Source organism: Paenibacillus sp. EPM92 (assembly GCF_016586185.1).
Lineage (GTDB): Bacteria > Bacillota > Bacilli > Paenibacillales > NBRC-103111 > Paenibacillus_G > Paenibacillus_G validus.
This window is the reverse complement of record NZ_BCPS01000009.1, coordinates 138,978-160,598: the sequence shown is the minus strand read 5'-3', so window position 1 is coordinate 160,598 and position 21,621 is coordinate 138,978. Positions and strand designations below refer to the sequence as shown.

14 protein-coding genes and 2 pseudogenes are annotated in these 21,621 nt (G+C 47.3%); all 16 read left to right on the top strand.

The genetic code is table 11. The annotated features are described in order from the left end of the window. The first annotated feature begins 15 nt into the window (after nucleotides 1–15). The 16 genes and pseudogenes from JMF85_RS01955 to JMF85_RS01880 all read left to right on the top strand — a co-directional run bounded on the left by JMF85_RS01955 (nucleotide 16) and on the right by JMF85_RS01880 (nucleotide 21,395). A complete protein-coding gene (locus tag JMF85_RS01955; RefSeq protein WP_269103138.1) occupies nucleotides 16–1,791 on the top strand; it encodes a PAS domain-containing sensor histidine kinase in 1,776 nt (591 codons plus the stop codon). 16 nt (nucleotides 1,792–1,807) lie between these two features. Next, on the top strand, nucleotides 1,808–2,455 hold the full coding sequence (locus JMF85_RS01950; RefSeq protein WP_141334088.1) for a response regulator transcription factor: 648 nt from the start codon (nucleotides 1,808–1,810) through the stop codon (nucleotides 2,453–2,455). Between the two features lie 202 nt (nucleotides 2,456–2,657). Beyond that, nucleotides 2,658–3,350 carry an ABC transporter ATP-binding protein gene (locus JMF85_RS01945; protein WP_054795715.1) on the top strand — a complete coding sequence of 231 codons (693 nt, stop codon included), beginning with the start codon at nucleotides 2,658–2,660 and terminating at the stop codon, nucleotides 3,348–3,350. Further along, the gene (locus JMF85_RS01940) at nucleotides 3,347–5,833 is read left to right on the top strand and encodes an FtsX-like permease family protein (RefSeq protein WP_201317649.1); all 2,487 of its coding nucleotides are present in this window, start codon (nucleotides 3,347–3,349) and stop codon (nucleotides 5,831–5,833) included. The genes JMF85_RS01945 and JMF85_RS01940 overlap by 4 nt, the downstream gene beginning before the upstream one ends. Further along, nucleotides 5,826–6,632 (top strand): hypothetical protein, encoded by an 807-nt coding sequence (locus JMF85_RS01935; protein WP_201317648.1) that lies wholly within the window; start codon nucleotides 5,826–5,828, stop codon nucleotides 6,630–6,632. The genes JMF85_RS01940 and JMF85_RS01935 overlap by 8 nt, the downstream gene beginning before the upstream one ends. Nucleotides 6,633–6,704: 72 nt before the next feature. Next, a pseudogene (locus tag JMF85_RS01930) lies at nucleotides 6,705–8,870 on the top strand (heavy metal translocating P-type ATPase); the annotation flags it as partial. An 894-nt stretch (nucleotides 8,871–9,764) separates the two neighbouring features. Further along, a pseudogene (locus tag JMF85_RS01925) lies at nucleotides 9,765–9,827 on the top strand (metal-sensing transcriptional repressor); the annotation flags it as partial. Nucleotides 9,828–9,902: 75 nt separating this feature from the next. Beyond that, complete coding sequence (locus tag JMF85_RS01920) at nucleotides 9,903–11,288, top strand: DJ-1/PfpI family protein (protein ID WP_127606638.1); 1,386 nt, start codon at nucleotides 9,903–9,905, stop codon at nucleotides 11,286–11,288. Nucleotides 11,289–11,814: 526 nt separating this feature from the next. Then, nucleotides 11,815–13,629: an ABC transporter ATP-binding protein gene (locus tag JMF85_RS01915; protein WP_201317646.1), complete on the top strand. Its 1,815-nt coding sequence runs from the start codon at nucleotides 11,815–11,817 to the stop codon at nucleotides 13,627–13,629. 195 nt (nucleotides 13,630–13,824) lie between these two features. Beyond that, on the top strand, nucleotides 13,825–14,775 hold the full coding sequence (locus tag JMF85_RS01910) for an aldo/keto reductase (RefSeq protein WP_164751772.1): 951 nt from the start codon (nucleotides 13,825–13,827) through the stop codon (nucleotides 14,773–14,775). 124 nt (nucleotides 14,776–14,899) lie between these two features. Next, nucleotides 14,900–15,823 (top strand): phytanoyl-CoA dioxygenase family protein, encoded by a 924-nt coding sequence (locus JMF85_RS01905; RefSeq protein ID WP_127606644.1) that lies wholly within the window; start codon nucleotides 14,900–14,902, stop codon nucleotides 15,821–15,823. 172 nt (nucleotides 15,824–15,995) lie between these two features. Then, complete coding sequence (locus JMF85_RS01900) at nucleotides 15,996–17,336, top strand: ABC transporter substrate-binding protein (RefSeq protein ID WP_127606646.1); 1,341 nt, start codon at nucleotides 15,996–15,998, stop codon at nucleotides 17,334–17,336. After that, nucleotides 17,333–18,205, top strand: coding sequence for a carbohydrate ABC transporter permease (locus JMF85_RS01895; RefSeq protein ID WP_127606648.1), 873 nt, complete (start codon nucleotides 17,333–17,335; stop codon nucleotides 18,203–18,205). The genes JMF85_RS01900 and JMF85_RS01895 overlap by 4 nt, the downstream gene beginning before the upstream one ends. After that, on the top strand, nucleotides 18,202–19,023 hold the full coding sequence (locus JMF85_RS01890) for a carbohydrate ABC transporter permease (protein ID WP_054799098.1): 822 nt from the start codon (nucleotides 18,202–18,204) through the stop codon (nucleotides 19,021–19,023). The genes JMF85_RS01895 and JMF85_RS01890 overlap by 4 nt, the downstream gene beginning before the upstream one ends. Before the next feature lie 434 nt (nucleotides 19,024–19,457). Continuing rightward, entirely contained in the window at nucleotides 19,458–20,381 is a 924-nt protein-coding gene (locus JMF85_RS01885) for a phytanoyl-CoA dioxygenase family protein (RefSeq protein ID WP_201317645.1), read from the top strand. 36 nt (nucleotides 20,382–20,417) lie between these two features. Beyond that, nucleotides 20,418–21,395, top strand: coding sequence for a LacI family DNA-binding transcriptional regulator (locus JMF85_RS01880; RefSeq protein WP_201317644.1), 978 nt, complete (start codon nucleotides 20,418–20,420; stop codon nucleotides 21,393–21,395). Nucleotides 21,396–21,621 lie beyond the last annotated feature (226 nt).

The window sequence follows — 21,621 nt, the reverse complement described above, 5'->3', positions numbered from 1 at the left end:
AAAAAGACGGAGCAGCTGCTGGAGAACATACTGGATAATGTAAACGCTGCGGTTTGGTCAACCGATAAAGATTTTACCCGCTATACGTTCTGTTCCGAAAGTATGGAGAAGATTTCCGGAATACCGAGGAGTGAATTCATCGATAATCCGATTCGTTTACATGATCATATTCACCCCGCGGATAATGCTGTTCTAATGGGAGAAGTGAAAAGGAAGCTGGATATGGGGTTGCCGGTTCGCCAAGCGTTTCGATTCATCCATGTGGAGGGAGAAACGAGGTGGGGAAGACTGATCATCCATCCTTGGCTGGACCATACGGGAGCAGTAGAACGGTTGGACGGTATCATTCTGGATATTACTGAAAAAATGCGTTCGGAGCTGGCATTGGAAGAGAGCGAACAAAGGTATAAGTCTTTATTCGAAAACAATTTGGACGGGGTCTTTTCTATTGAGCTGAACCGATTTTATTTTGTCAATGCCAACCGTGCTTTCGAACTGATTACCGGCATGGAGTTATCCCAGCTGACAGATCGTTGCTTTATGGGAATGATTTTTGATGAAGACCATCCGCTGGTATACGAAACGCTTCTCGAGGTGATGCAGCAGGGGATGCCCAGGGATATTGAATGCCGCCTCCATAACGCGAAGCAAGGTGAGAAAATTGTAAGTATCACGTTCGTGCCTATCTTCCTTTCGGGGAACTTAAATGGTATTCATGGTATTGTAAAGGATATTACGAAGCGAAAAACAGAGGAGAGGGAGTTAATCAAAAGGGAGGAAAGGTATAAATTCCTCCAGCAAAGCTTAAATGGGCTCTCGAATGATCTGGCCAACGTCATGAAAGTATCCGAGCTAGAGAATCGGCTCATCGATGAGGTAAGGACAGTGCTGCAAGTCACTGCTGTTTCCATCGAGGAAGTGCCGAGGGGGCAGGAAGCTGCCATCATGAGTCCGCATGATACCTGGATTAAAATCGGCGAGAAGCAACAGCCGGTCTATTTACGAATCGCAATGGAGCATCCCTTGCTTAGGATTGAGGAAGAATGGCTTGAGACGGCTGTTCACTATGTCACCATCCTTTACGATAACCTTCACTTGATTGAAGACCTCATGAAGCGGCTTGAGGACTTGGTAACGACCAACGAAACGCCTAAATGGATGCTTAGACTGTTATTTAAACTATCGGAAAAAGAACGATCCTCGCTATCCAGCGACTTGCACGATTCGGTGCTTCAGGATTTAATTATTTGGTATCGCAGGCTGGAATCGTTACGTTCTACCGGAGCCTTCGAGAAGGAAGCACATCGTGAGTTGATGCAGATTGAAGAGGGTCTATTAGATGCCATTCATCAGATCCGAATTACTTGCAACGAGCTGCGGCCGCCGTTCCTGCTAAAGATGGGACTGGTCGAATCGTTAAAAAGTCTCTTTGAGTATACGAGGATGTTCTCCAATTATGAGATTGAATTCACGGCTGATCCGTTGAATGTTTCACTGAACGAGGAGCAAATTCTCGGAATGTACCGAATCGTTCAGGAATTACTGAACAATGCTTCCAAACACTCTAAGGCCAATAAGATAACGATGTCGCTGATCAGCCGTGCAGATCATGTTCATTTTTCTTATTCCGATGATGGGGTCGGGATGGATTTATCCGCTTTCGAGGGCTCATTTCAGCATATGGGGATTGCCGGGATAGAAAAAAGGGTGCTTAGCTTGGAAGGGAAAGTGGAATTTCAGTCAGCCCCGCAGCAAGGTTTTCACGTAACGATTCATTTTCCAAAAATTTAGCTTAAAGGTGAACGATATGGAGATCTTATTGGTTGACGATCATCGTTCGGTTGTTGAGGGAACGAAAATGCTGATCGAGTCCGAGCCGAACATGAATGTCACGATTGAAACCGATGTGTATGGCGTGCCTGACTTGGTTCGTCTCAAAAAATTTGATGTGATGCTGTTCGATTTATACATGCCGAATATGAACGGCGCCGATTTGACGCGTAAAGTTCTGGAGTATGTACCTGATGCCGTCATCCTCATTTATTCAGGCTTTGAAATCGCGCCGCACTTCAATTTGCTCATGGAATCAGGCGTTTCCGGTTTCATTGCCAAAACATCCACCCGGGAACAGCTCATCCAAGCCATTCGCTGCGCGGCAAGGAAAGAGGCCATTGTCCCTATGCAGCTGCTTAAGCAGCTGAGGCGTCAGGAGATTATTGTGCAAGGGGAGACGGGTCATGATGAAACCACGATCACCCAAGAAGAAGATAAGCTGCTTCGGGAATTGGCTAAAGGCAAGAGCAACAAAGAGATATCCAAAACGTTGATGATCAGCCAGCGCTCATTGGAATATAGTTTGACGGAGCTTTTCCAAAAGCTGCATGCCAGCTCGCGCGTGGAGGTCATTAAGAAGGCAAAAAGTTTGGGGATTCTTCCAACAGAGGATTTATACTAATTTTATACGAACGATGATTGAAGGCCGGTCAAAGACCGGTCTTTTGTTTTGTGGAAAAGAGGGCTCATGTTTTGCGCGGAATCCGCAAAATTTTGCGGGGATGCTTGCATCGTTTGCGCGTTGGCCATTCATTACCTGTATTATGATGGTCTCATACCAAGCAAGGGTACTCATTCTCAGACCATTAGGAGGACGACAAACGATGATCAAACTAGAGAAAGTGTCCAAAGTGTTTACTTTGGAATCGGGCAGCTTCACAGCTTTAAAGCAGAATGATATTCACATTAAGAAAGGGGAATTCATTGCCATCATGGGTCCCAGCGGCTCGGGTAAGAGTACACTGCTGCAATTGATCGGAGGCCTGGACCTTCCGACCTCCGGCACCATCACTGTCGATGGGGTCAGGCTGGATCAGTTGAACGAGAAAGATAGAACCTTGTTTCGCCGGACGAAAGTGGGCTTCGTATTTCAAAACTACCAGCTGCTTCCCATGATGACTGTCGCGGAGAATATCGCGCTCTCTCTAGCGGCGAATAAAACGCCGAAAGCGGAAATCGATTCGATCGTCAACCGATTGATCCGCGAGGTCAATTTAGAAGGGAAAGCATCGAACTTTCCATCACAGCTGAGCGGCGGACAGCAGCAGCGCGTGGCGATCGCAAGAGCGCTTGCGATGAAGCCGGGCCTGATCCTGGCGGACGAACCTACGGGGAATTTAGATCGGAAAAACGGTCAGGATGTGCTGCAGCTGCTGTCCCGATTGAGTAAAGAAGAGCGGATTACCGTTGTCATGGTCACACACGACCGGCATGCAGCGAAAACGGCGGACCGGGTCATCATGCTCCGGGACGGAGAAGTGGTCCAAGGCGAATGGGAAGGGGCGGAATTTCATTGAATCTCTGGCAAATTGCATGGCGTAATTTAATGCGCCGAAAGCTTCGAACGCTGTTGACGGTCATGTCGATTGTCATCGGGGTCGCTTCTACGTTCGGGGTCATCGCCTCCGTCGATTCCGCGAAGAAGGCGTTTCCCCTCTACCTGAAAGCGGCCTTCGGCAAAGCGGACTATTCGATTTTCGGGACCGAAGCTTATTTCTCGGAAGAAGTGTTTAGAGAAGTTCAGAAACTTGGGGACACGGCTTCGGTCGCCGTACTCAAACAAAATACAAAGCTGTATTTAGAAGAAGAGGGAATAACCGCTATTCAAAAAAGAGTCGATCTGAGCGGATACAGCCATTTGGACACACCGCTTACGAATTTTAAAACGATCAAGGGAAGCTTGGTTACAGGCGGCGCCATCATCACGGATCGAACGGCGAAGGTGTGGAAAGCCGATGTGGGCGATACGATTTCTCTGGAAACAGACAAGGGAATCAGGAGGATTCAAATATCCGCCATCGTCAAGTATACAGCTGAATTGATGGGACCATCCAGTTGGACGATGGCCAAGTATCATCCATGGTCGGTAGCCGTCCCGCTCCCCGTCCTGCAGGATTGGTTTGGATTGTCGGGAAAGATCGAGAGCGTACAAATTAAGTCCCTCCCCGGACCCGATGTTATGGCCGTGCAGCAGAAGATCGATGAACTGGCAAATCGTTACGAGAATATCTATATGCAGCCTGTCGTCATCGATTTCAATTCCCAATTCAAAGATGCGGATACGTTCTTTCTCGCGTTATATATCGCCGGATGCCTTGGAATTGCATTAAGCGCCTTTGTCATATTCAATTCCCTGTACGTGAGCATTAATGAGCGAAAGAAAGAGTTTGCCGCGCTGAAGACGATTGGATATACGCCCGAGCAGCTGCGAGCCTTTGTTCTGTTCGAGGTGCTCCTGCTTTCCTTGATTGGAACAGCGGCAGGTTTGTTCATCGGGTATGGACTCGCATATCTTTTAAAGACCATCATCTTTATGTTGTTCAATGTCCATGACGAAGGAAGCATCGAGCTCTCAAAGGGGGTTGTTGTATCCATCATTGCGGGCGTGTTGGTGCCGATTGCCGCCTCCCTGTACCCGATCCGCCAAGCCGGTCGAGTGAGCGTCATCGCGGTGTTAAAGGAAAATCGGTCGGAGAAGGCTTCCCTCAATAAATGGCAAGGCATCATCGGCGTGCTTCTGATTCTGTCGAGCTTTTTTATCAAGCATTTGCTTCTGATCCTGCCATTGTTGATCGGCGTTGCGCTAGTCTTCCCCTACCTGTTCCGAATGTTCGTTGTCTTGTTAAGGCCGGTCTATCGTCTCCTGTTCGGGTTTAGCGGTGAAGTGGCGACGCGCAATCTTACCCGGAATCTGGGTCGTACGTCGATGACCTCGGTGATCCTTTGTTTGGGGATCGCGATGATTCTCTTGATGAGCTCATTGAACTCCGCCCTCATCCAGACTTACGAAAGAGTCATTTATTCTTCCTACGGCGGAAATCTGGATATTATGTTTCATCACATCGAACAGACGGATTTGGAGTCGTTAAAGAAGACCGAAGGCGTGGCTGATGCGGTAACCTACCCTTTGCAATCCGTTATCTGGAATCTGCAGGGCCAAAAACGCAAACTCCCTGTTTACGGCGTCGGGGCGGAGTGGATCGATCGTTTCCCGCTGTTCGCGGTTTCGGGGACATCGCACAGCGGGCTCATCAACGATCTGGATAAAGATGAGATCATTATGGATAAGATTTCTTACGGGATATGGGGCGGCCAAATCGGAGAGAGCATCTCGCTGGAGACGCTTCAAGGCCCGGTATCCTTCAAAGTGGTTGCGGTTGTCGAGACGATGAAGAATAGCGGTTATGGAGCGTTTGTGAGCGAAGACCGCTTCCGGGACCGCTTCGGGCTCAAATATGAAAGAAATGCTCTTGTTCTTAAGGACGAGAACATCACGCCGCTGCAATTAAGGGAAAATATTTTCAACCAATTCGGGGTAAGGATCGAGGAAATGTTCGGACCGGAAGACTGGGTGTCGGTAATTGGCGCAACCTATACCGGTTCATTCAGCGTCATCAACTTCCTTGTGATTCTGTCGATCTTGATCTCGGGAATCGGCATCACGAATACGCTGATGATGAACATTATGGAGCGTGTTCGGGAACTGGCCATGATGCGCGCGGTTGGGGTAATGCGCGGCCAATTGATCCGCATGGTTTTATTGGAGGGTTTCGGCATCGGGCTGGCCGCTACGGTGATCGGCTGCGCATTTGGAATTCTGCTGATATTCATCACTTCAACGTTCCTGGAAATCCATTCATTAACCTATCAATTCGGAGTTTCCGGGACCATCCTGCTCATCATCGGCTTGTTCGGGATCTTCATTAGTTTGATATCCAGTTTCACACCGGCATCCAGAGCCGCAAAAACCAGCTTAAGCGAGGCGCTTCGATATGAGTAAACGCATCCTGCTCCTATTATTAATGTCTGTACTGCTTACGGCTTGCGGGCCGGAACCGTCATGGGAGAACGAGAACGTGTCCGTTGCAAGCAATCGAATAATGGCAGACAACGTCAAAGCGGTATGGACCCTTGACGACGGGAAAGCTTCCGAGGCCGGGAAAGGGACGCTGATTCGGATCGAAATCAAGAAGGACGACGGCGAGCGGATCGACAAGTTCGAGCTCAATCACGAGAAGCTGCTGCATCTGATCGTGATCGGCAAAGATTTAGCTTATTTCAATCACATTCATCCCGAGTACAAAGGCGACGGGGTATTCGAGATCGAGAATGACTTCCCCGCGGGCGGGGAATATCGTCTGATTGCCGATTTTAAGCCTGCCGGCGGCGATTCGATGACGAAAATGGAATGGGTTCGGATCGAAGGGAAGCGTACCGAACCGGTACCGGTCGTGCCGGATGCGAGTTTGGAGAAAATCGTCGACGGGAAACGGGTAACCTTATCCATTGACCAACTGGAACCTAAAAAAGAGTCGAAGCTTACCTTTACTCTCGCGGATGAACAAACGAATCAGCCGATTACCGACCTTGAGCCCTATTTAGGGGCGATCGGGCATGTCGTGATCTTGTCGGAGGACGGCGAGCGGTATGTACATGTCCATGCCGATGAAGGGCAGGCAACGGGACCGGATGCTTACTTCGAGACGACGTTTCCGCGGAGCGGGGTCTATAAGGTATGGGGGCAATTTCAAAGGGACAATCAAGTGTTTACAGTATCCTTTGTCGTGAAAGTGCCGTAAGAGACCGCTGTCCGGCAGCCGCGAGAGCATCGTTCGGACTGCCGTTACATCGTAAAGAGCGGAGGATGAAATATGAGTGAGAGCCGAACGCTTGCGATATCAGGAATGACATGCGCCGCGTGTGCTGCCCGCATAGAAAAAGGGCTTAATAAAATGCAAGGCGTCAAAGCGACAGTTAATCTTGCCATGGAAACGGCGCATGTAGAATACGCTCCGTCGACGGTTACTGCCGCCGAGATCATCAAGAAAATTGAACAATTGGGGTACCGGGCGGAGCTCCGATCCGAATTGAAGAGCGACAAGGATCGCCGGCGGCAAGAAATTCGACGTCAACAATGGATACTCCTTTTTTCTGTACTGTTGACTCTTCCCTTATTGTGGGCGATGGTGGGGCATTTCTCTTTCACGTCCTGGATTTGGGTTCCGGATCGTTTCATGGATCCATGGTTTCAATTCGCTCTGGCTACCCCGATTCAGTTCTTAATTGGAGGAAGGTTCTATATCGGGGCATTCAAGGCGCTGCGTAACGGCGGCGCTAACATGGATGTGCTCGTAGCGTTAGGAACATCGACGGCGTATTTTTACAGCTTGTACGTCACAATCGGCGACAAACCGTCAGAGCTATACTACGAAACGAGCGCCGTACTGATTACGTTGATCCTGCTCGGCAAGCTGTTTGAGCATCTGGCCAAAGGCCGTTCATCGGAAGCCATACAATCATTGATGGGGCTGCAAGCGAAGACGGCCCTCGTCATTCGCGGCGGCGAAGAAATTCGCATGCCGGTAGAGAGCGTAGTCGTAGGGGATATGTTCCTCGTAAAACCCGGCGAGAAAGTGCCGGTGGACGGCATCGTCGTAGAAGGGGAAGCCGCCGTCGACGAATCCATGCTGACCGGTGAAAGTTTGCCGGTCGGCAAGCGAACCGGCGACCCTGTGTTCGGGGCGACACTGAACAAGGACGGCGTACTAAGGGTGCGGGCCACCAAAGTCGGGAAAGAGACGGCGCTTGCCCAAATCATTAAAGTCGTGGAAGAAGCGCAAGGCTCCAAGGCGCCGATTCAGCGAGTTGCGGATGTGATTTCAGGGATCTTTGTACCGATCGTCGTTTGTATCGCCGCGGTAACCTTCCTCGCATGGTATTTCCTGGAGCCTGGGGATATCGCCGGAGCGCTGGAGAATGCGATCGCCGTTCTCGTCATTGCATGCCCTTGCGCATTAGGGCTTGCGACACCGACATCGATTATGGCAGGCTCCGGGCGTGCAGCCGAGCTCGGCATATTGTTTAAAGGCGGGGAGCACCTGGAGAATACCTACTCGGTCTCGACTATTGTATTAGACAAAACCGGGACGGTAACCAAAGGAAAACCGGAACTGACGGATATTCGGGTGGAGGGGGCCTTCCATGAAACGCAGCTGCTCTCTTGGGTTGGCGCAGCCGAAAAAAATTCTGAACACCCTCTTGCGGAGGCCATCGTAGCAGGCATTCGTAAGAAAGGCATTTCCATCCCGCGGGCCGAATCGTTCCAGGCGATCCCGGGCTACGGGATCAAGGCGATCGTCGAGGGTAAGGGAATGCTGATCGGGACCCGGAAGTTGATGGAGCGGCACGGCGTGAATGTAGAGCATGCCTATGAGGAAATGAACGGATTGGAATCCGAAGGAAAAACCGCCATGCTTATTGCCGTTGACGGAAAATATGCCGGACTCGTGGCCGTAGCGGATACGGTCAAGGAAACCTCCAGATCAGCAGTGGCTCGCATGAAGCAGCTTGGCCTCGAAGTCGTGATGATCACCGGTGATAATGAACGTACGGCCAAGGCGATTGCAAGCCAGGTCGGAATCGATCAAGTTCTGGCTGGAGTGCTTCCGGAAGGCAAAGCCAGCGAAGTGAAGAAGCTGCAAGCGGCCGGCAAGAAAGTAGCCATGGTCGGAGACGGGATCAACGATGCTCCCGCGCTGGCGACGGCGGATATCGGTATGGCCATCGGAACGGGAACGGACGTAGCGATGGAGTCGGCAGACGTGACGTTGATGCGCGGAGATCTGAACAGCATTCCGGACGCGATCTCCATGAGCAGGAACACGATGGTCAATATTAGGCAAAATTTATTCTGGGCGCTTGCGTACAATGTGATCGGCATACCGATTGCGGCATTCGGTTATCTCGAACCATGGCTGGCCGGAACGGCTATGGCGCTGAGTTCGGTGTCCGTCGTACTGAATGCCCTTCGATTGCAGGATGCGGAAAAAACGGTGAAGGACGGAGACAGAGGTATGAACGGTAGGATGCAATTCGTATTGGTTATCTTGCTTGTCGGCATGTCGTTCTTTGCAGGTTATGGATTCGGGAAGCAAGAGAACGCTCCGAAGGCCGATCAAGCGGCAACGGAGGAAAAGAAGCAGGATTCGCATGGCCATGGTAACGATAAGGACGGTAAGGCTTCAATGGCAACAGATGCGGTGTGGTCTACTGAGAATGCCCGGGCCGGGGAAAGAACAACGGTGCGGATTCACATACAGGACGAAAAGAAGGAACCGGTTCAAAATTTTGAGATCAACCATGAGAAGCTGCTGCATTTGATCGTCGTCAGCAAAGATTTGTCATACTTCGATCATATTCATCCCGAGTATAAGGGCAGCGGCGAGTTCGAGATCGCGACCACTTTCCCTGCCGGCGGCGATTACAAGCTTATAGCCGACTATGTTCCCGCCGGCGGGGGGAAGACGACCCGAACGGAATGGATCAAGGTAGAGGGGGCTTCCGCCAATAAAGTACCGCTTAAGCCCGATCGCGAGCATTCGAAGGTTGTGGATGGTGTGCAGGTAACGCTTGAGAACGATCACCCGCAAACCGGCGGGGAGGTTGAATTGGCTTTCAAGCTTGCCGATGCGAATACACAGGAGCCTATAACCGATTTGGAACCCTATTTGGGCGCTGTCGGCCATGTGGTCATACTGAGCGAGGACACGGAGCAATACCTGCACGTTCACCCGGTCGATGAGAAAGCGAAGGGTCCGGAGGCGCGGTTTGTCACCAGCTTCCCAGGTGCCGGGATTTATAAAATATGGGCCCAATTCCAGCGGAACGGCCAATTGATTACAGTACCTTTTGTCGTCAGGGTGGAATGAATGGACGAAACGTCAAAGACGCTCGTCTCCCGATTGAACCGGATCGAGGGGCAGGTCCGCGGCATCTAGGGAATGATTGAAAGGGATATCATTTGCGATGAAATCTTGAATCTTAAAAGGAACATGAAGGAGATGGTCCGGATGTTGAAGTTTTTATTACGAGTCGGAGTTTATCTAAGTATGATCGCTGTGTTTGTGGGCGGGGTCGCCGCGTTCGGATATTTGGGTTCTCAGAAAGCGTTCTGGGGCTCGGTTCGCAAGGAACCCGTTCCTTCTCTGCAAGGAATGCAGAAACCCGAACATGATCCCAATAAACCTACGGTTGCCGTTTTGCTGGGGAATGAAAATACGGAGGGCTTGGATTTCACGATTCCGTACCAAATGTTCTCGATGACCGGCGCATACAATGTGTATGCCGTTGCTGCGGACAATCAGGTGAAGACACTGACAGGCGGATTGGATGTGGTGCCGCACTACTCTTTTCAAGAGCTGGATGAACTGCTGGGAAGAAGCGCCGACATTATCGCGATCCCTTTCATGACGATGGGGGACCCGAAGAAATATGAACCTGTCCGTGAATGGATACTAAAGCACAAGGAAACTACGCTGTTAAGCATATGCGCCGGATCGGACAATCTGGCCGCTACCGGATTATTGAATGGGAAGATTGCAGCATCGCATTGGCAAACGAAGTGGATCCTTACCAAGAAATATCCTGAAGTAAACTGGCAATGGGATCAGCGTTATGTGACGAATGGCGATAAGATGATATCCTCGGCAGGCATATCGTCAGGGATCGATGCCGTTCTCTATGTCATTTCACAAAAGCTGGGCGAACCGATGGCGGCAAAAGTAGCGAAGGAAATGAATTATCCTTCTTACCACTTCCTTCAAAACCCGAAAATAGAGCCATTTTATCTCGATTACCGCTATGCAACCTATGTATTGAATAATGCTTTCCAGTGGAACAAGACAAAGGCAGGCGTGCTGCTGTATGACGGTGTGGGGGAAATGGCGGTGGCTTCCGTATTTGATATTTATTCCGACTCCGGAACGACTAGAGTTCTGTCCGTGTCAAGAACGGATCAGCCGCTTGTGACGAAACACGGTTTGAACGTGATCGCCAGACATACGATGTCCAATCTCCCGAAATTGGATAAAATGATCGTTCCGGGCACCGAGGCAAAATTACGGGCAACGGAGGAAATCAAAAGCTGGAACGAGAGGGGCAATGCCATGGAACTCCAGTTCGTTCATGCCGATTCCCCGAATCGATTTTTGTTCGAGGTTCAGCTTGAAGATTTAGCGAAGCAAGAGGACCTTCTAACCGCTAAACATGCGGTGAAACGACTTGAGTTTCGGGCTGACGATTTCCGTCTTGAAGGCAACCCGTTCCCTATTGAAACTTATGGAGCGCTGCTTCTAACCTTAGCCGTAGCTGTTCTGGCCGCGGTTTATATGGACAGACGATTCATTCTGAAGCGAAAGCTACCGTGCTGTGCTCATCGCAGCAAGACGCTAAGTTAAAAAGTCTCCATGCCGCATGGCTGAATCGCTGCAAGCGAGCCTTAGGCGACGGACTTGATAGGTATCTGTTTTCCCCTCCGGGCACACGGCTTTCCAAAGCTGCTGCCGGAGGGGATTTTTTTGCAGAGCCGGTTCCTCAACATTTGCGTGCAGACCGCAATCTTTTGCGCTGCCTTGGTCATTGTTTGCGCGTTGCACGGTCTCCTTTCACGATAAGATGTTTATAGGAACAGCATCGTGTTAACGAAAAAATACGCAACAGAACTACTTGAATAAGGAGCGGGACCATGAAGCGAGATCAAATATTGGATTGGATGGGGATTGTCAGCCAGATCGGTTTACTCTTATGTTTTTGTGCGGCCGTTTGCCTGGAGCTTACAGGAAACGAAGAACTTAAGCGCATAGTGGGTATATCCACAGCCGTTTTCCTGACGATGCTGGTATTCACCTTCGCTGTTTACCTGTTGGAGATTTATAGGAACCGAAGAGTTGGGAATAAATTTATTCCGTAGAGGGGGTTATTCATTTGAGCAGCTTCAACCACTTTTTACCCTATGTCAGCAAACAAAAGAAGCTTTATATATTAGGATTTGTCGGCAGTTTATTCCGGTTTCTGATCCCGCTCTGCGTACCTTTGGTTATTAAATATTTATTTGATGAATTACTTCAGAACGAAGCGTTGTCCTATGCAGCAAAGATACAACAATTGCTTCTCATTGCCGCTATTATGCTTGTTGTATTTTTCCTAATTCGCGGGCCGATGGAATACGTCAGGCAATTTTTCCTGCATAAAGCCAATAACAATATCATCAAGGCGCTGCGTACCGATGCTTTTCATAAAATTCATTCCCTGGATACGAAGTATTTTACTGAGAATAAAAGCGGGGAAGTCGGGTCGCGTCTCTTCGACGATATCGAAAAAATAAGAGGGTTCATGACCGCTGTCTTCTCCAACATCTGGATCGAAACGGTTGTGCTGGGTTTCGTCGTCAGCGTGATGCTTACCTTGAACGTGAAGTTAACCTTGCTTGCCGTTCTGCTGGTCGGGATTCAATTTGCGCTCGCTCACCTCCTTTCCAGGCGGTTAAAAACCACTACGCGCCAGATGATGAGCTATCGCTCAATTCTCAGTGGATTTATATTTGAAAAAATCCAGGGAGCCTTTTGGTCCAAGCTGTTCTCAGCCGAAAGAAAGGATAAAGAAGAACTCGATCAACACTTGATTCATTATGAACGTCTTACGGATCATCAAGCCAGAATGAATGCGATATCCTTAGCTTCGGTTAACGTTCTAAGCGATGTGACTCCGTTTATTGTTGTGCTGGTCGGCAGCTTATACGTCATAGACGGCGGTTTGACCCTTGGAACTTTAATTGCCTTCTTTGCCTATGTAGATCGAATGAGAAGCCCCGTCACGGCCTTGGTTCAAGCTTTTCCTGCGATCACGGAAGGAAGCGTTGCTCTGCAAAGGATGTTCGAATTTTTACACACTCCCGTCACCATCAAAGAAAAAGATCGTCCTTATGAATTAAAAGAGTTTACGGACTCCATTACATTCCATCAGGTTTCTTTCTCCTACAATAATGAGGATAAGGTGATCAAAGACTTGTCTTTCACGCTTCAAAAAGGGAAGACCTACGCATTTGTCGGCGAGAGCGGAGGCGGCAAAAGTACGATTTTACAACTTTTGACCCGGATGTATGATGCAGACGGCGGAGAAATTCTTATCGACGGCGTTAACATCAAGGACTATTCGATCTCCAGTCTAAGGAATCAGATGGGGATCGTTACACAGGATAACTTTTTATACAGCTCTTCGGTGAAAGACAATATTCGAATGGCGAGGCTCGACGCTGCGGATGAAGAGGTGATTGCCGCAGCGAAGAAAGCCTTCGCTCACGATTTTATTTGTGCCTTACCCAACGGGTATGATACCGAAATCGGCGAAAGAGGCATTAAGCTTTCCGGTGGTCAGAAGCAGCGGCTTGCACTCGCTCGCGTCTTTTTAAAGGATCCGGCCCTGATTCTATTAGACGAAGCAACCAGCGCACTTGATAATGAAAGCGAAAAGCTCGTCCAGAAATCGATTTATCAAATAGGTCGTGAAAAAACGATCATTATGATCGCACACAGGCTCTCAACGGTGCTTGAAGCCGATACGATTTTTGTTGTTAAAAACGGGAGCATTGTCGAAAGCGGCAATCACAAGCATTTGATGGAGCTGAACGGTTATTACAAAGAATTGTATAACGGGCAAAACGCTGTTGGAGTTTTGTCTTCCCCATCGATGTCCGGCTTTAGGCGAACAGAAGTACGAAGCGGAGCTGTAAGGCATGCCTAGCGCATAGGAAAAAGGCTGTAACGATTATGTGCTGTACGGTAATCGTTCAATAAAATAAAGCAAGCGGCAGTCTGGAACTGATTTTTATTGTTCTGGACTGCTGTTCTTTGTTTTAAAAGAAACTTGACCTGAAAAGCATTTCATACCTTACGTTATTTTATGGAAAAAAACGATATTGAAAGGGGTCTAGGGGAAATGAACTACAATTATATCAACAAAACCGAACTAAAGGTTTCTGAAATAGGCTTTGGAACGTGGCCGATCTCCGGGCATGGTATGGGTTCGGCAGATGAACAACAATCTCTGCATACCCTCTTTCATGCTCGGGATAGGGGCGTTAATTTTTTTGACACCGCTGATATGTATGGGTTCGGGTATGCAGAAACCTTATTGGGGAAAGTTTTTAAACACCATAAAGACGATGTGATTATAGCCACCAAAGTAGGCATGCAGTGGGACAATCAGGGGAATCTTCGAAAAAACCTGCGAGCGGATTATATTAGGCAAGCTTGTGAGGACAGTTTAAAAAGGCTGCAAACAGATAGAATTGACCTGTACCAGCTTCACTGGCCGGATCCTGAGACGCCGCTTGAAGAAACGATGGAAGCATTAAGCAGATTAGTAGATCAAGGTAAAGTTCGCTACGTGGGTGTATCCAATTTTTCTGTGGAAGAGATGAAAGAAGCGGGTAAGTATTTGCCCCTTGTTTCGAATCAAATTGAATACAGTCTGTTGGAGAGGTCGCCCGAGAATGAAGTGATTCCATACGCTTCTAAGGGTCAGATCTCGATTCTGCCCTATAAAATACTAGGCAGAGGAATCCTGACAGGGAAATTTAAAGGGGTAGCGCATTTTGAGAAGGGAGACTGGAGAAGCGAAGAAGAGATTTTTAAGCAGGAACAATTAGCTAAAAGTCTCGCAGCCGTTGAACAGCTCCGTCCCATCGCCGAAAGCTATGGCTGTTCCATAAGCCAGCTTGTCATTGCCTGGGCTTTGCGTTGGGATATGGTTCCGTCCGTCATCATCGGCGCGAGGAGACCGGAGCAAATTTCTGAAAGCTGCGCTGACTTGAATTTCTCGCTGCATACGGAACACATTTCACAAATAAATGCTCTATTTGAACAACCTGACAAACAAAACAATTAAGCCTGCTTGACTGTTAATGCGATTAAATAAACGAAAAAAACTTCTTGACCTGAGAACGTTTTCATCAATTACGCTTCATTTTGTAAGGCACGGCGATCTTAATTTCTCTTAGGAGGACAGTAAAATGAAAAAGGAAAATGTAGTGAATAATATTCTTGAAACTGATTTTAAATTGAATCAACGTCCGAATAATGAACCTTTGCGAGTGCTGAGCGAAGACGATTGGAAGTTCTGGAAAGACAATGGTTACGTTATTATTCCTAATGCCGTTCCACAAGAAAATATCGACCGACTGGTTAACCTGATTTGGGAATTCGAAGAAAAAAATCCAAACGATCCGGAAACCTGGTATACGGCTCCACGCCGCGAAATTCAGATGAAGGAGCTGGCCAATACGGGCATGGTTGAGCTGTATAACCATCAGTATTTGTGGGATAACCGTTCGTATGAACGGGTATATAACGCTTTCGTTGATATTTGGGGAACCGAACACCTGTGGGCCAGCATCGACAGATGTAATCTCAACCTCCCGTTAAAACCCGGTCATGAATATAAAGGTTTCATACACTGGGATGTTAATACTTCCTTGAATCCGATTCCAGTCAATGTTCAAGGTGTATTGTCACTGGTGGATACGGATGCCGAAATGGGAGGGTTCCAATGTATTCCCGAGCTGTATCGGGATTTTCATGAGTGGGTGAAGACTCAACCTGCGGACAGAGACCCGCATAAACCTGACATAACCGGCTTTACCCCAACGAAAATAACGGCGAAGGCCGGGGACCTGCTTATTTTCAACAGCATGCTGGCACATGGCATTCGTCCGAATCATTCTACGAAGCCGCGTATCGCCCAGTACGTATCGATGTTCCCGGCACAGGAGCAAAATGAAGCATTAAGAAAATCCAGAATCTTGTCTTGGAGCGACAGAATCCCGCCTAGCGGCATGGCGTTTCCGGGAGATCCCCGTAACTGGGAACAAGTAAAATACGAACGGGCTGTACTTTCCGAATTAGGCGAAAAATTGCTGGGCTCGAAGTCATGGTAACGTATAGTCATTTCTTAGGATAGGGATCATCGCTGCTGCTGCGAATTTAATACCGTGGGAACACCGGTAGCTAAATTCGGGCAGCAGCGTATCGATCTAACAAAAATGAAATCGCTTACAAAAATAAAGGAAGAAATGATTTGAAACCAACTCATTACAGGGGGAATTTGAATTGAAAGCAAAAAAACTATTGATTTCGGCTTTATTCGTTAGTTTAGGTTTGACGGGGTGCAGCCCCCAGCCTGAAACGGCATCTTCTGGACATAATTCCGCAAAGGAAACGGTAGTTAATCTTCAGATGTGGGAAGGTCCTGAAGGTGAAGCTATGCGACCCGTTGTTGATGCCTGGAATAAAACGAAGACGAAAGAAACGGGGATTAAGATTAATCTTTCATTGCTCGGAAGGAACGGGTACGCGGACAAATTGACAAGTCAATTGTTATCCAAAAACGATACTATCGACATTGTATATCCCATGAGCTGGTTTGTACCCCAATACGCACAAGGGGGCTTCTTGGAACCTTTAGATAGCTATATCGCTGAAGATTCGAATTTCGCCATCCAAGACTTTATTACAGCCGGTCTGGATACCGGGAAATATAAAGGGAAGCAATATGGCATTCCTGTCGATATGTCAGAACCGGTCCTCTTTTATCGTAAAGATTTACTTCCGGTCCCTCCGCAAACATGGGACGAGGCGTTGGAAGCGGCCAGGAAATTTTCCAAGAGCACGAATTCGGATTCACCGACACAATTCGGTACAACGTTATACGCTGCGGCAGGATTTGCGGAACCGATGCATATGTGGGAAGAGCTATTCTGGGCATACGGTGGAGAGCTGTTTGATAAAGAAGGCGCTCCAAGCATAAACAATGAAGCTGGACAGAAAGCGACGCAGTATGGCGTCGAATTGGTCAAAAATAAATGGGTGCCGGCAGACTATACCAACTACGAGTATCCGCAAACTTTGGGTGCTTTTCAAGCGGGGAAGGTAGCCTTTATTCAGCAGTGGAATGCGGCATGGGCTGATTTATCCAATAAAAATAAATCTCCGTTGGTAGCGGATAAAGTCGGTTATGCTCCAATTCCGGGCGTCAAGCAACAAGACGGATCGATTAAGAGAAGTTACCATGTTCATTCGATCACACTGGCCATCAATGCCAGCTCTAAGAAGAAAAGTGAAGCTTTTCAAGTTATCGCTTACCTCTCTGGAAAAGAGGGGGGGCTGGAATACACGCTAAGAGGGGGATCAACTCCACGTCAATCTATATTTAAAAGCGATAAAGTGAAAGAAGTGTATGGCGATTACTATTCTTTCCTGGCAAACGAGGTAGACAAGCACGGAAAATCGGAACCCCCCATCCTTCCAATGACCTATATCAGCTCGAACATCATGAATAAAGCGTTAAACGCTGCTTGGAGCGGTGCCATAACCGTGGATGAAGCATTGAGCAGCGCGGAAAAAGATATGAAAACTCAATTAGAGAAAACGAAACAGGGTGAAATGAAATGAGTAAACTGGCAAGGATTAGCATGCTGGCACCTGCTTCCGTTATTCTTTTTGGTGTCACGTTCTACCCTTTTGTTTTTAATTTGTTTTTTAGCCTTATGGACGTAAACATTCATAACTTTAACGAACCCCGCTTTAACGGGCTGAACAATTATAGCCGGTTATTCCTGGATGTGAATTTTTGGAGCACCTTGAATTTCAGCGCCGTTTATTTGGCAGGCTGTTTATTGCTGGAAACCGTATTCGGCTTTGCCTTGGCTTTGCTTGTTAATCGTTGTACGGCCGGGAAGAAATTCTGGTTCCCGTTTCTCCTGACCCCTATGATGATTGCTCCGGCGATGGTGGGGATTATGTATCTTGGTCATTTTGATTCGTTGACGGGAAATTTAGCTTATTATATTCAAACGCTGCTGGGTATTTCAGATCCGCTCCTTACAGGGGTGTTAGGACAAATCGTTCTTATTCTGATCGATACGTGGCAATGGACGCCGTTTATTTTTTTGTTAGTCTACGCGGCCCTTCAAGCGGTTCCCTCTGATGTATATGAAGCGGCAACGATCGACGGAGCGAACGCATGGCAAATGTTTGGGAAGATTACGTTCCCATTGGTACGTCCCGCACTTGCCGTAGCGATGATTTTTCGTACCCTGGATTTAATAAGAACGTTTGACCATCTCTATATTATTAAAGGCGGAGCCGATGGCTTCGGGACCTTATCCATTTATATTTACCAAACGGCTTTTCAAGGCGGAGATTTTGGCAAGGCGAGCGCCGTCACCTTTATTCTGTTCCTGCTACTATCGTGGGCCGTTCGTATCATGTTCCGAATATTGATGGGCCGCACACTTTCCGCTAAGAAGGAGACAACATGAACGAGATACGAAAGAATGGATGGGCATATGTTCTCATAGCTGGTTTTATCCTTGTTTTCAATGTCCCGATTCTACTTACACTATTAAATTCTTTAAAGACGAACCAGCAAATCATCACTCAACCGCCCGTGTGGATCTTTGCACCCATCATCGAGCATTATGAACGAATTTTTCAGGATGCGAATTTCCCGGTATGGTTTTATTTGAAGAATAGTATATTGACTTCTGTTTTTGGTACGATCCTTACGATCATGATTGCATTTCCTGCGGCCTACACGATGGCTAGGCATAATACCGGAGGCGAGAAGTATGAGCTCTGGCTATTATCAACACGCATGCTGCCCGGGGCTGTATTTATTATCCCTACGTATGTGTTGTTTAGTGTTATCGGTTTAGTCGACTCCCCGCTTGGTCTCATTTTGATCTATTTAAGTTTTAATCTGCCGCTCGCCATTTGGATTATTCGCGGATTCGTACGGGAACTTCCGAACGAAATTGATGAGGCTGCCGGGCTTGATGGAGCCTCTACATTTAAGATCATGACGAGCGTCATTTTTCCAATGACGGCTCCAGGTATCATTGCGGTAGCGGTATTAACGTTCGCCGCTTGCTGGAACGAATACTTTTTCTCCCTTGTATTCTCGGATTTGCATGCAACAACATTTACCGTGGCGGGGCAAAGATTTATGACGGGGCATGCCATTTTATGGGGCGAAATTTCTTCAGCGGTTACGGTGGGGATTATTCCGGTTATCATGGTCGCTTTTATTTTTCAGCGGTTTATGGTGAAGGGCTTAAGTATGGGAGCCGTAAAATAGAGATAACCGTAGGGGGAGCAAAGGAACGCTTTGCACCCCTATTTTTATAGGGGAAGGGAAGCCATTGGATGCTTGATAAAAAGCAATAAAAGGCTCTTGACATGGTATGCTTTTCACAAAATAAGATACAAATACAGCAGCTCGAAACCTATAACCGGCCGGTTGGAGCAGCCAGACAGTATCTTACTTTGTCACACTAGGAGGTAAGTCAGGATGGATCATAACCGATCCTGCGATAAACATGCACAACCAAATAAGGAGCTGCTGCATGTGATGAATCCGGAGATCAAGTTACAAGCCTCGTGCGAATTTGCACATAAGTGTAAGCTAGCTTGCAAGCGCTCCAATACCAACCCTGAATGTACAGTAAATTGTCAAAAAAAGAGTCCTTTCTAATATTGAAAAAAACTTCTTATTACTTGGAGGGTTATCGAATGAAACCTTATAATAAAGTCAATAACATGGTTGAAATCACCACCCCATTCAATCAGCGTTTAAACAATGAACCACTGAAGGTCCTTAGCGAAGAGGATTGGCAGTTCTGGAATGAAAACGGATATGTCATTATTCAAGATGTCATTCCAAAGAATCAAATCGATCGCATGGTAGACCTCATGTGGGAATTTGAAGAAAAAAATCCGAGCGATCCTTCCACTTGGTATACGCCGCCTCGGCGCGAAATTCAAATGAAAGAACTGCAGGGCACGGGTATGGTTGAGTTGTATCATCATCAGTATCTATGGGACAATCGTACGACGCAAAAGGTGTATGAGTCATTCGTGGATATATGGGGAGATGAAAAATTATGGGTAACCATTGATCGATGCAACATCAATTTTCCTGTTAAGCCGGGATTTGAGTGGAACGGGTTTATCCATTGGGATGTAAACACTGCGTTGGACCCTATTCCTGTCAATGTTCAGGGTATTCTCTTCTTAGTGGATACGGACGAAGAAATGGGAGGATTACAAGTCATTCCTGAGCTATACCGAAATTTCGACGAATGGGTGAAAACGCAGCCTAAAGACAGGAATCCGTATAAACCGGATACAACCGGATTTACTCCGACGAAATTGGTTATGAAAGCTGGCGATCTGCTTATATTTAACAGTAAATTGGCTCATGGCATTCGTCAAAACATTTCTAGCAAACCCTGCCTTTCTCAATATATTTCCATGTTCCCTGCACAAGAGCATGATGAAGAGTTACTGCATTCGAGAATAGCTTCCTGGGATCAGAGATTGACTCCGGAGGGACTCGCGTTTCCGGGAGACCCCCGAAATTGGGAACGGGAAAAATACGAGCGGGCTGTTCTTACGGAGTTAGGCGAGAAGCTGCTAGGATTGAAGAAATGGTGAATCGTTAGTGGAAGCATACAGCAAGGAGGAGGTCAGATGGCCAATATTAAACATATTGCCAAGTTGGCTAATGTTTCAATTTCTACGGTTTCACGTGTATTAAACAATCAGCCGTACGTAAGTGAAGATAAAAAGAAAGCTATATTCGATGCCATCGAGCAATTGGAATATACCAGAAATATGAATGCTATTCATTTAATTAAGGGAAAGACCAATCTGGTCGGGGTCATGATGCCGTTTATTAACCATGCCTATTTCTCCAGATTAATGGAAGGGATTTCAGCTGAAGCTTTCAAGGAGAATTACCAATTAATATTATGTCAGACCAATTATGAGTTATGCAATGAAACAGCCGTTTTGGAAATGTTGAAAATGAAGCAAATTGACGGCATCATTATTTGTTCAAAAAGCATGCCCTTGGAGCAAATTGAACCCTATACCCGATACGGACCTATTGTAGCATGTGAGGATGTCAATCAATCGCCCGTTTCTTCGGTCTACCTCGACCACTACACCAGTTTTAAATACGGTATCAACTATTTAATTGAAAAGGGACATCAATATATTGGTCTTTGCTTAGGCAGAAATAGCGGCGCTAACAGTCAATCACGCTTGAAAGCGTACAAGGATGCGCTTCATTCCATAAATCAGCCTTTCCGGGAAGAATGGATGTTTTATCAAAGCTATAGAATTGAAGATGGGGTAGGGGTGTTAAACAAACTGAGAACAATGGAACAAAGGCCTACCGCCCTCCTGGTGACCAGCGATCAGGTTGCTGCAGGAATCATTATGGAAGCAAGGAAAAACGGGATCGAAGTGCCTAATGATCTTGCCATTATCGGGTTTGATAATCAACCCATCGCAGAAGTTTTCGATCTGACTACAATAGATAATCAGCTTATGGAAATGGGAAGCTGTGCGTTTCGGATTGTCCACGACCAAATCGCGAAGAAAAAAACCGAACCGGAATATCGGGAATTTGATTTTCGACTTATCGAGCGATCTACAGTTTAATTGACTTTCATTTTGAAACAGGAACAAGGGTGGGCGACTTTCAAAAAAGTGTCCATCTTTGTTTTTTTGCGTTTATAATCAAAGAGATCTATCCGATGAATCTATCATTGGGCGAGTAGGGCGAATTGAAATGTTAAAGAGGAAGGTGAAGTATGGAAGACATTCGCGTGCTCATAGCCGAGGATGACCGGGGATGAAGCGTCCCCCATACCCGTAACGCTGGGTA

What these genes read in the sequence shown, in the direction of transcription:
- JMF85_RS01895 (WP_127606648.1), top strand. Translation starts at nt 17,333, where the DNA reads ATGAGTAAACTGGCAAGGATTAGCATGCTGGCACCTGCTTCCGTTATT.
- JMF85_RS01950 (WP_141334088.1), top strand. Translation starts at nt 1,808, where the DNA reads ATGGAGATCTTATTGGTTGACGATCATCGTTCGGTTGTTGAGGGAACG.
- JMF85_RS01910 (WP_164751772.1), top strand. Translation starts at nt 13,825, where the DNA reads ATGAACTACAATTATATCAACAAAACCGAACTAAAGGTTTCTGAAATA.
- JMF85_RS01935 (WP_201317648.1), top strand. Translation starts at nt 5,826, where the DNA reads ATGAGTAAACGCATCCTGCTCCTATTATTAATGTCTGTACTGCTTACG.
- JMF85_RS01920 (WP_127606638.1), top strand. Translation starts at nt 9,903, where the DNA reads ATGTTGAAGTTTTTATTACGAGTCGGAGTTTATCTAAGTATGATCGCT.
- JMF85_RS01905 (WP_127606644.1), top strand. Translation starts at nt 14,900, where the DNA reads ATGAAAAAGGAAAATGTAGTGAATAATATTCTTGAAACTGATTTTAAA.
- JMF85_RS01885 (WP_201317645.1), top strand. Translation starts at nt 19,458, where the DNA reads ATGAAACCTTATAATAAAGTCAATAACATGGTTGAAATCACCACCCCA.
- JMF85_RS01880 (WP_201317644.1), top strand. Translation starts at nt 20,418, where the DNA reads ATGGCCAATATTAAACATATTGCCAAGTTGGCTAATGTTTCAATTTCT.
- JMF85_RS01890 (WP_054799098.1), top strand. Translation starts at nt 18,202, where the DNA reads ATGAACGAGATACGAAAGAATGGATGGGCATATGTTCTCATAGCTGGT.
- JMF85_RS01945 (WP_054795715.1), top strand. Translation starts at nt 2,658, where the DNA reads ATGATCAAACTAGAGAAAGTGTCCAAAGTGTTTACTTTGGAATCGGGC.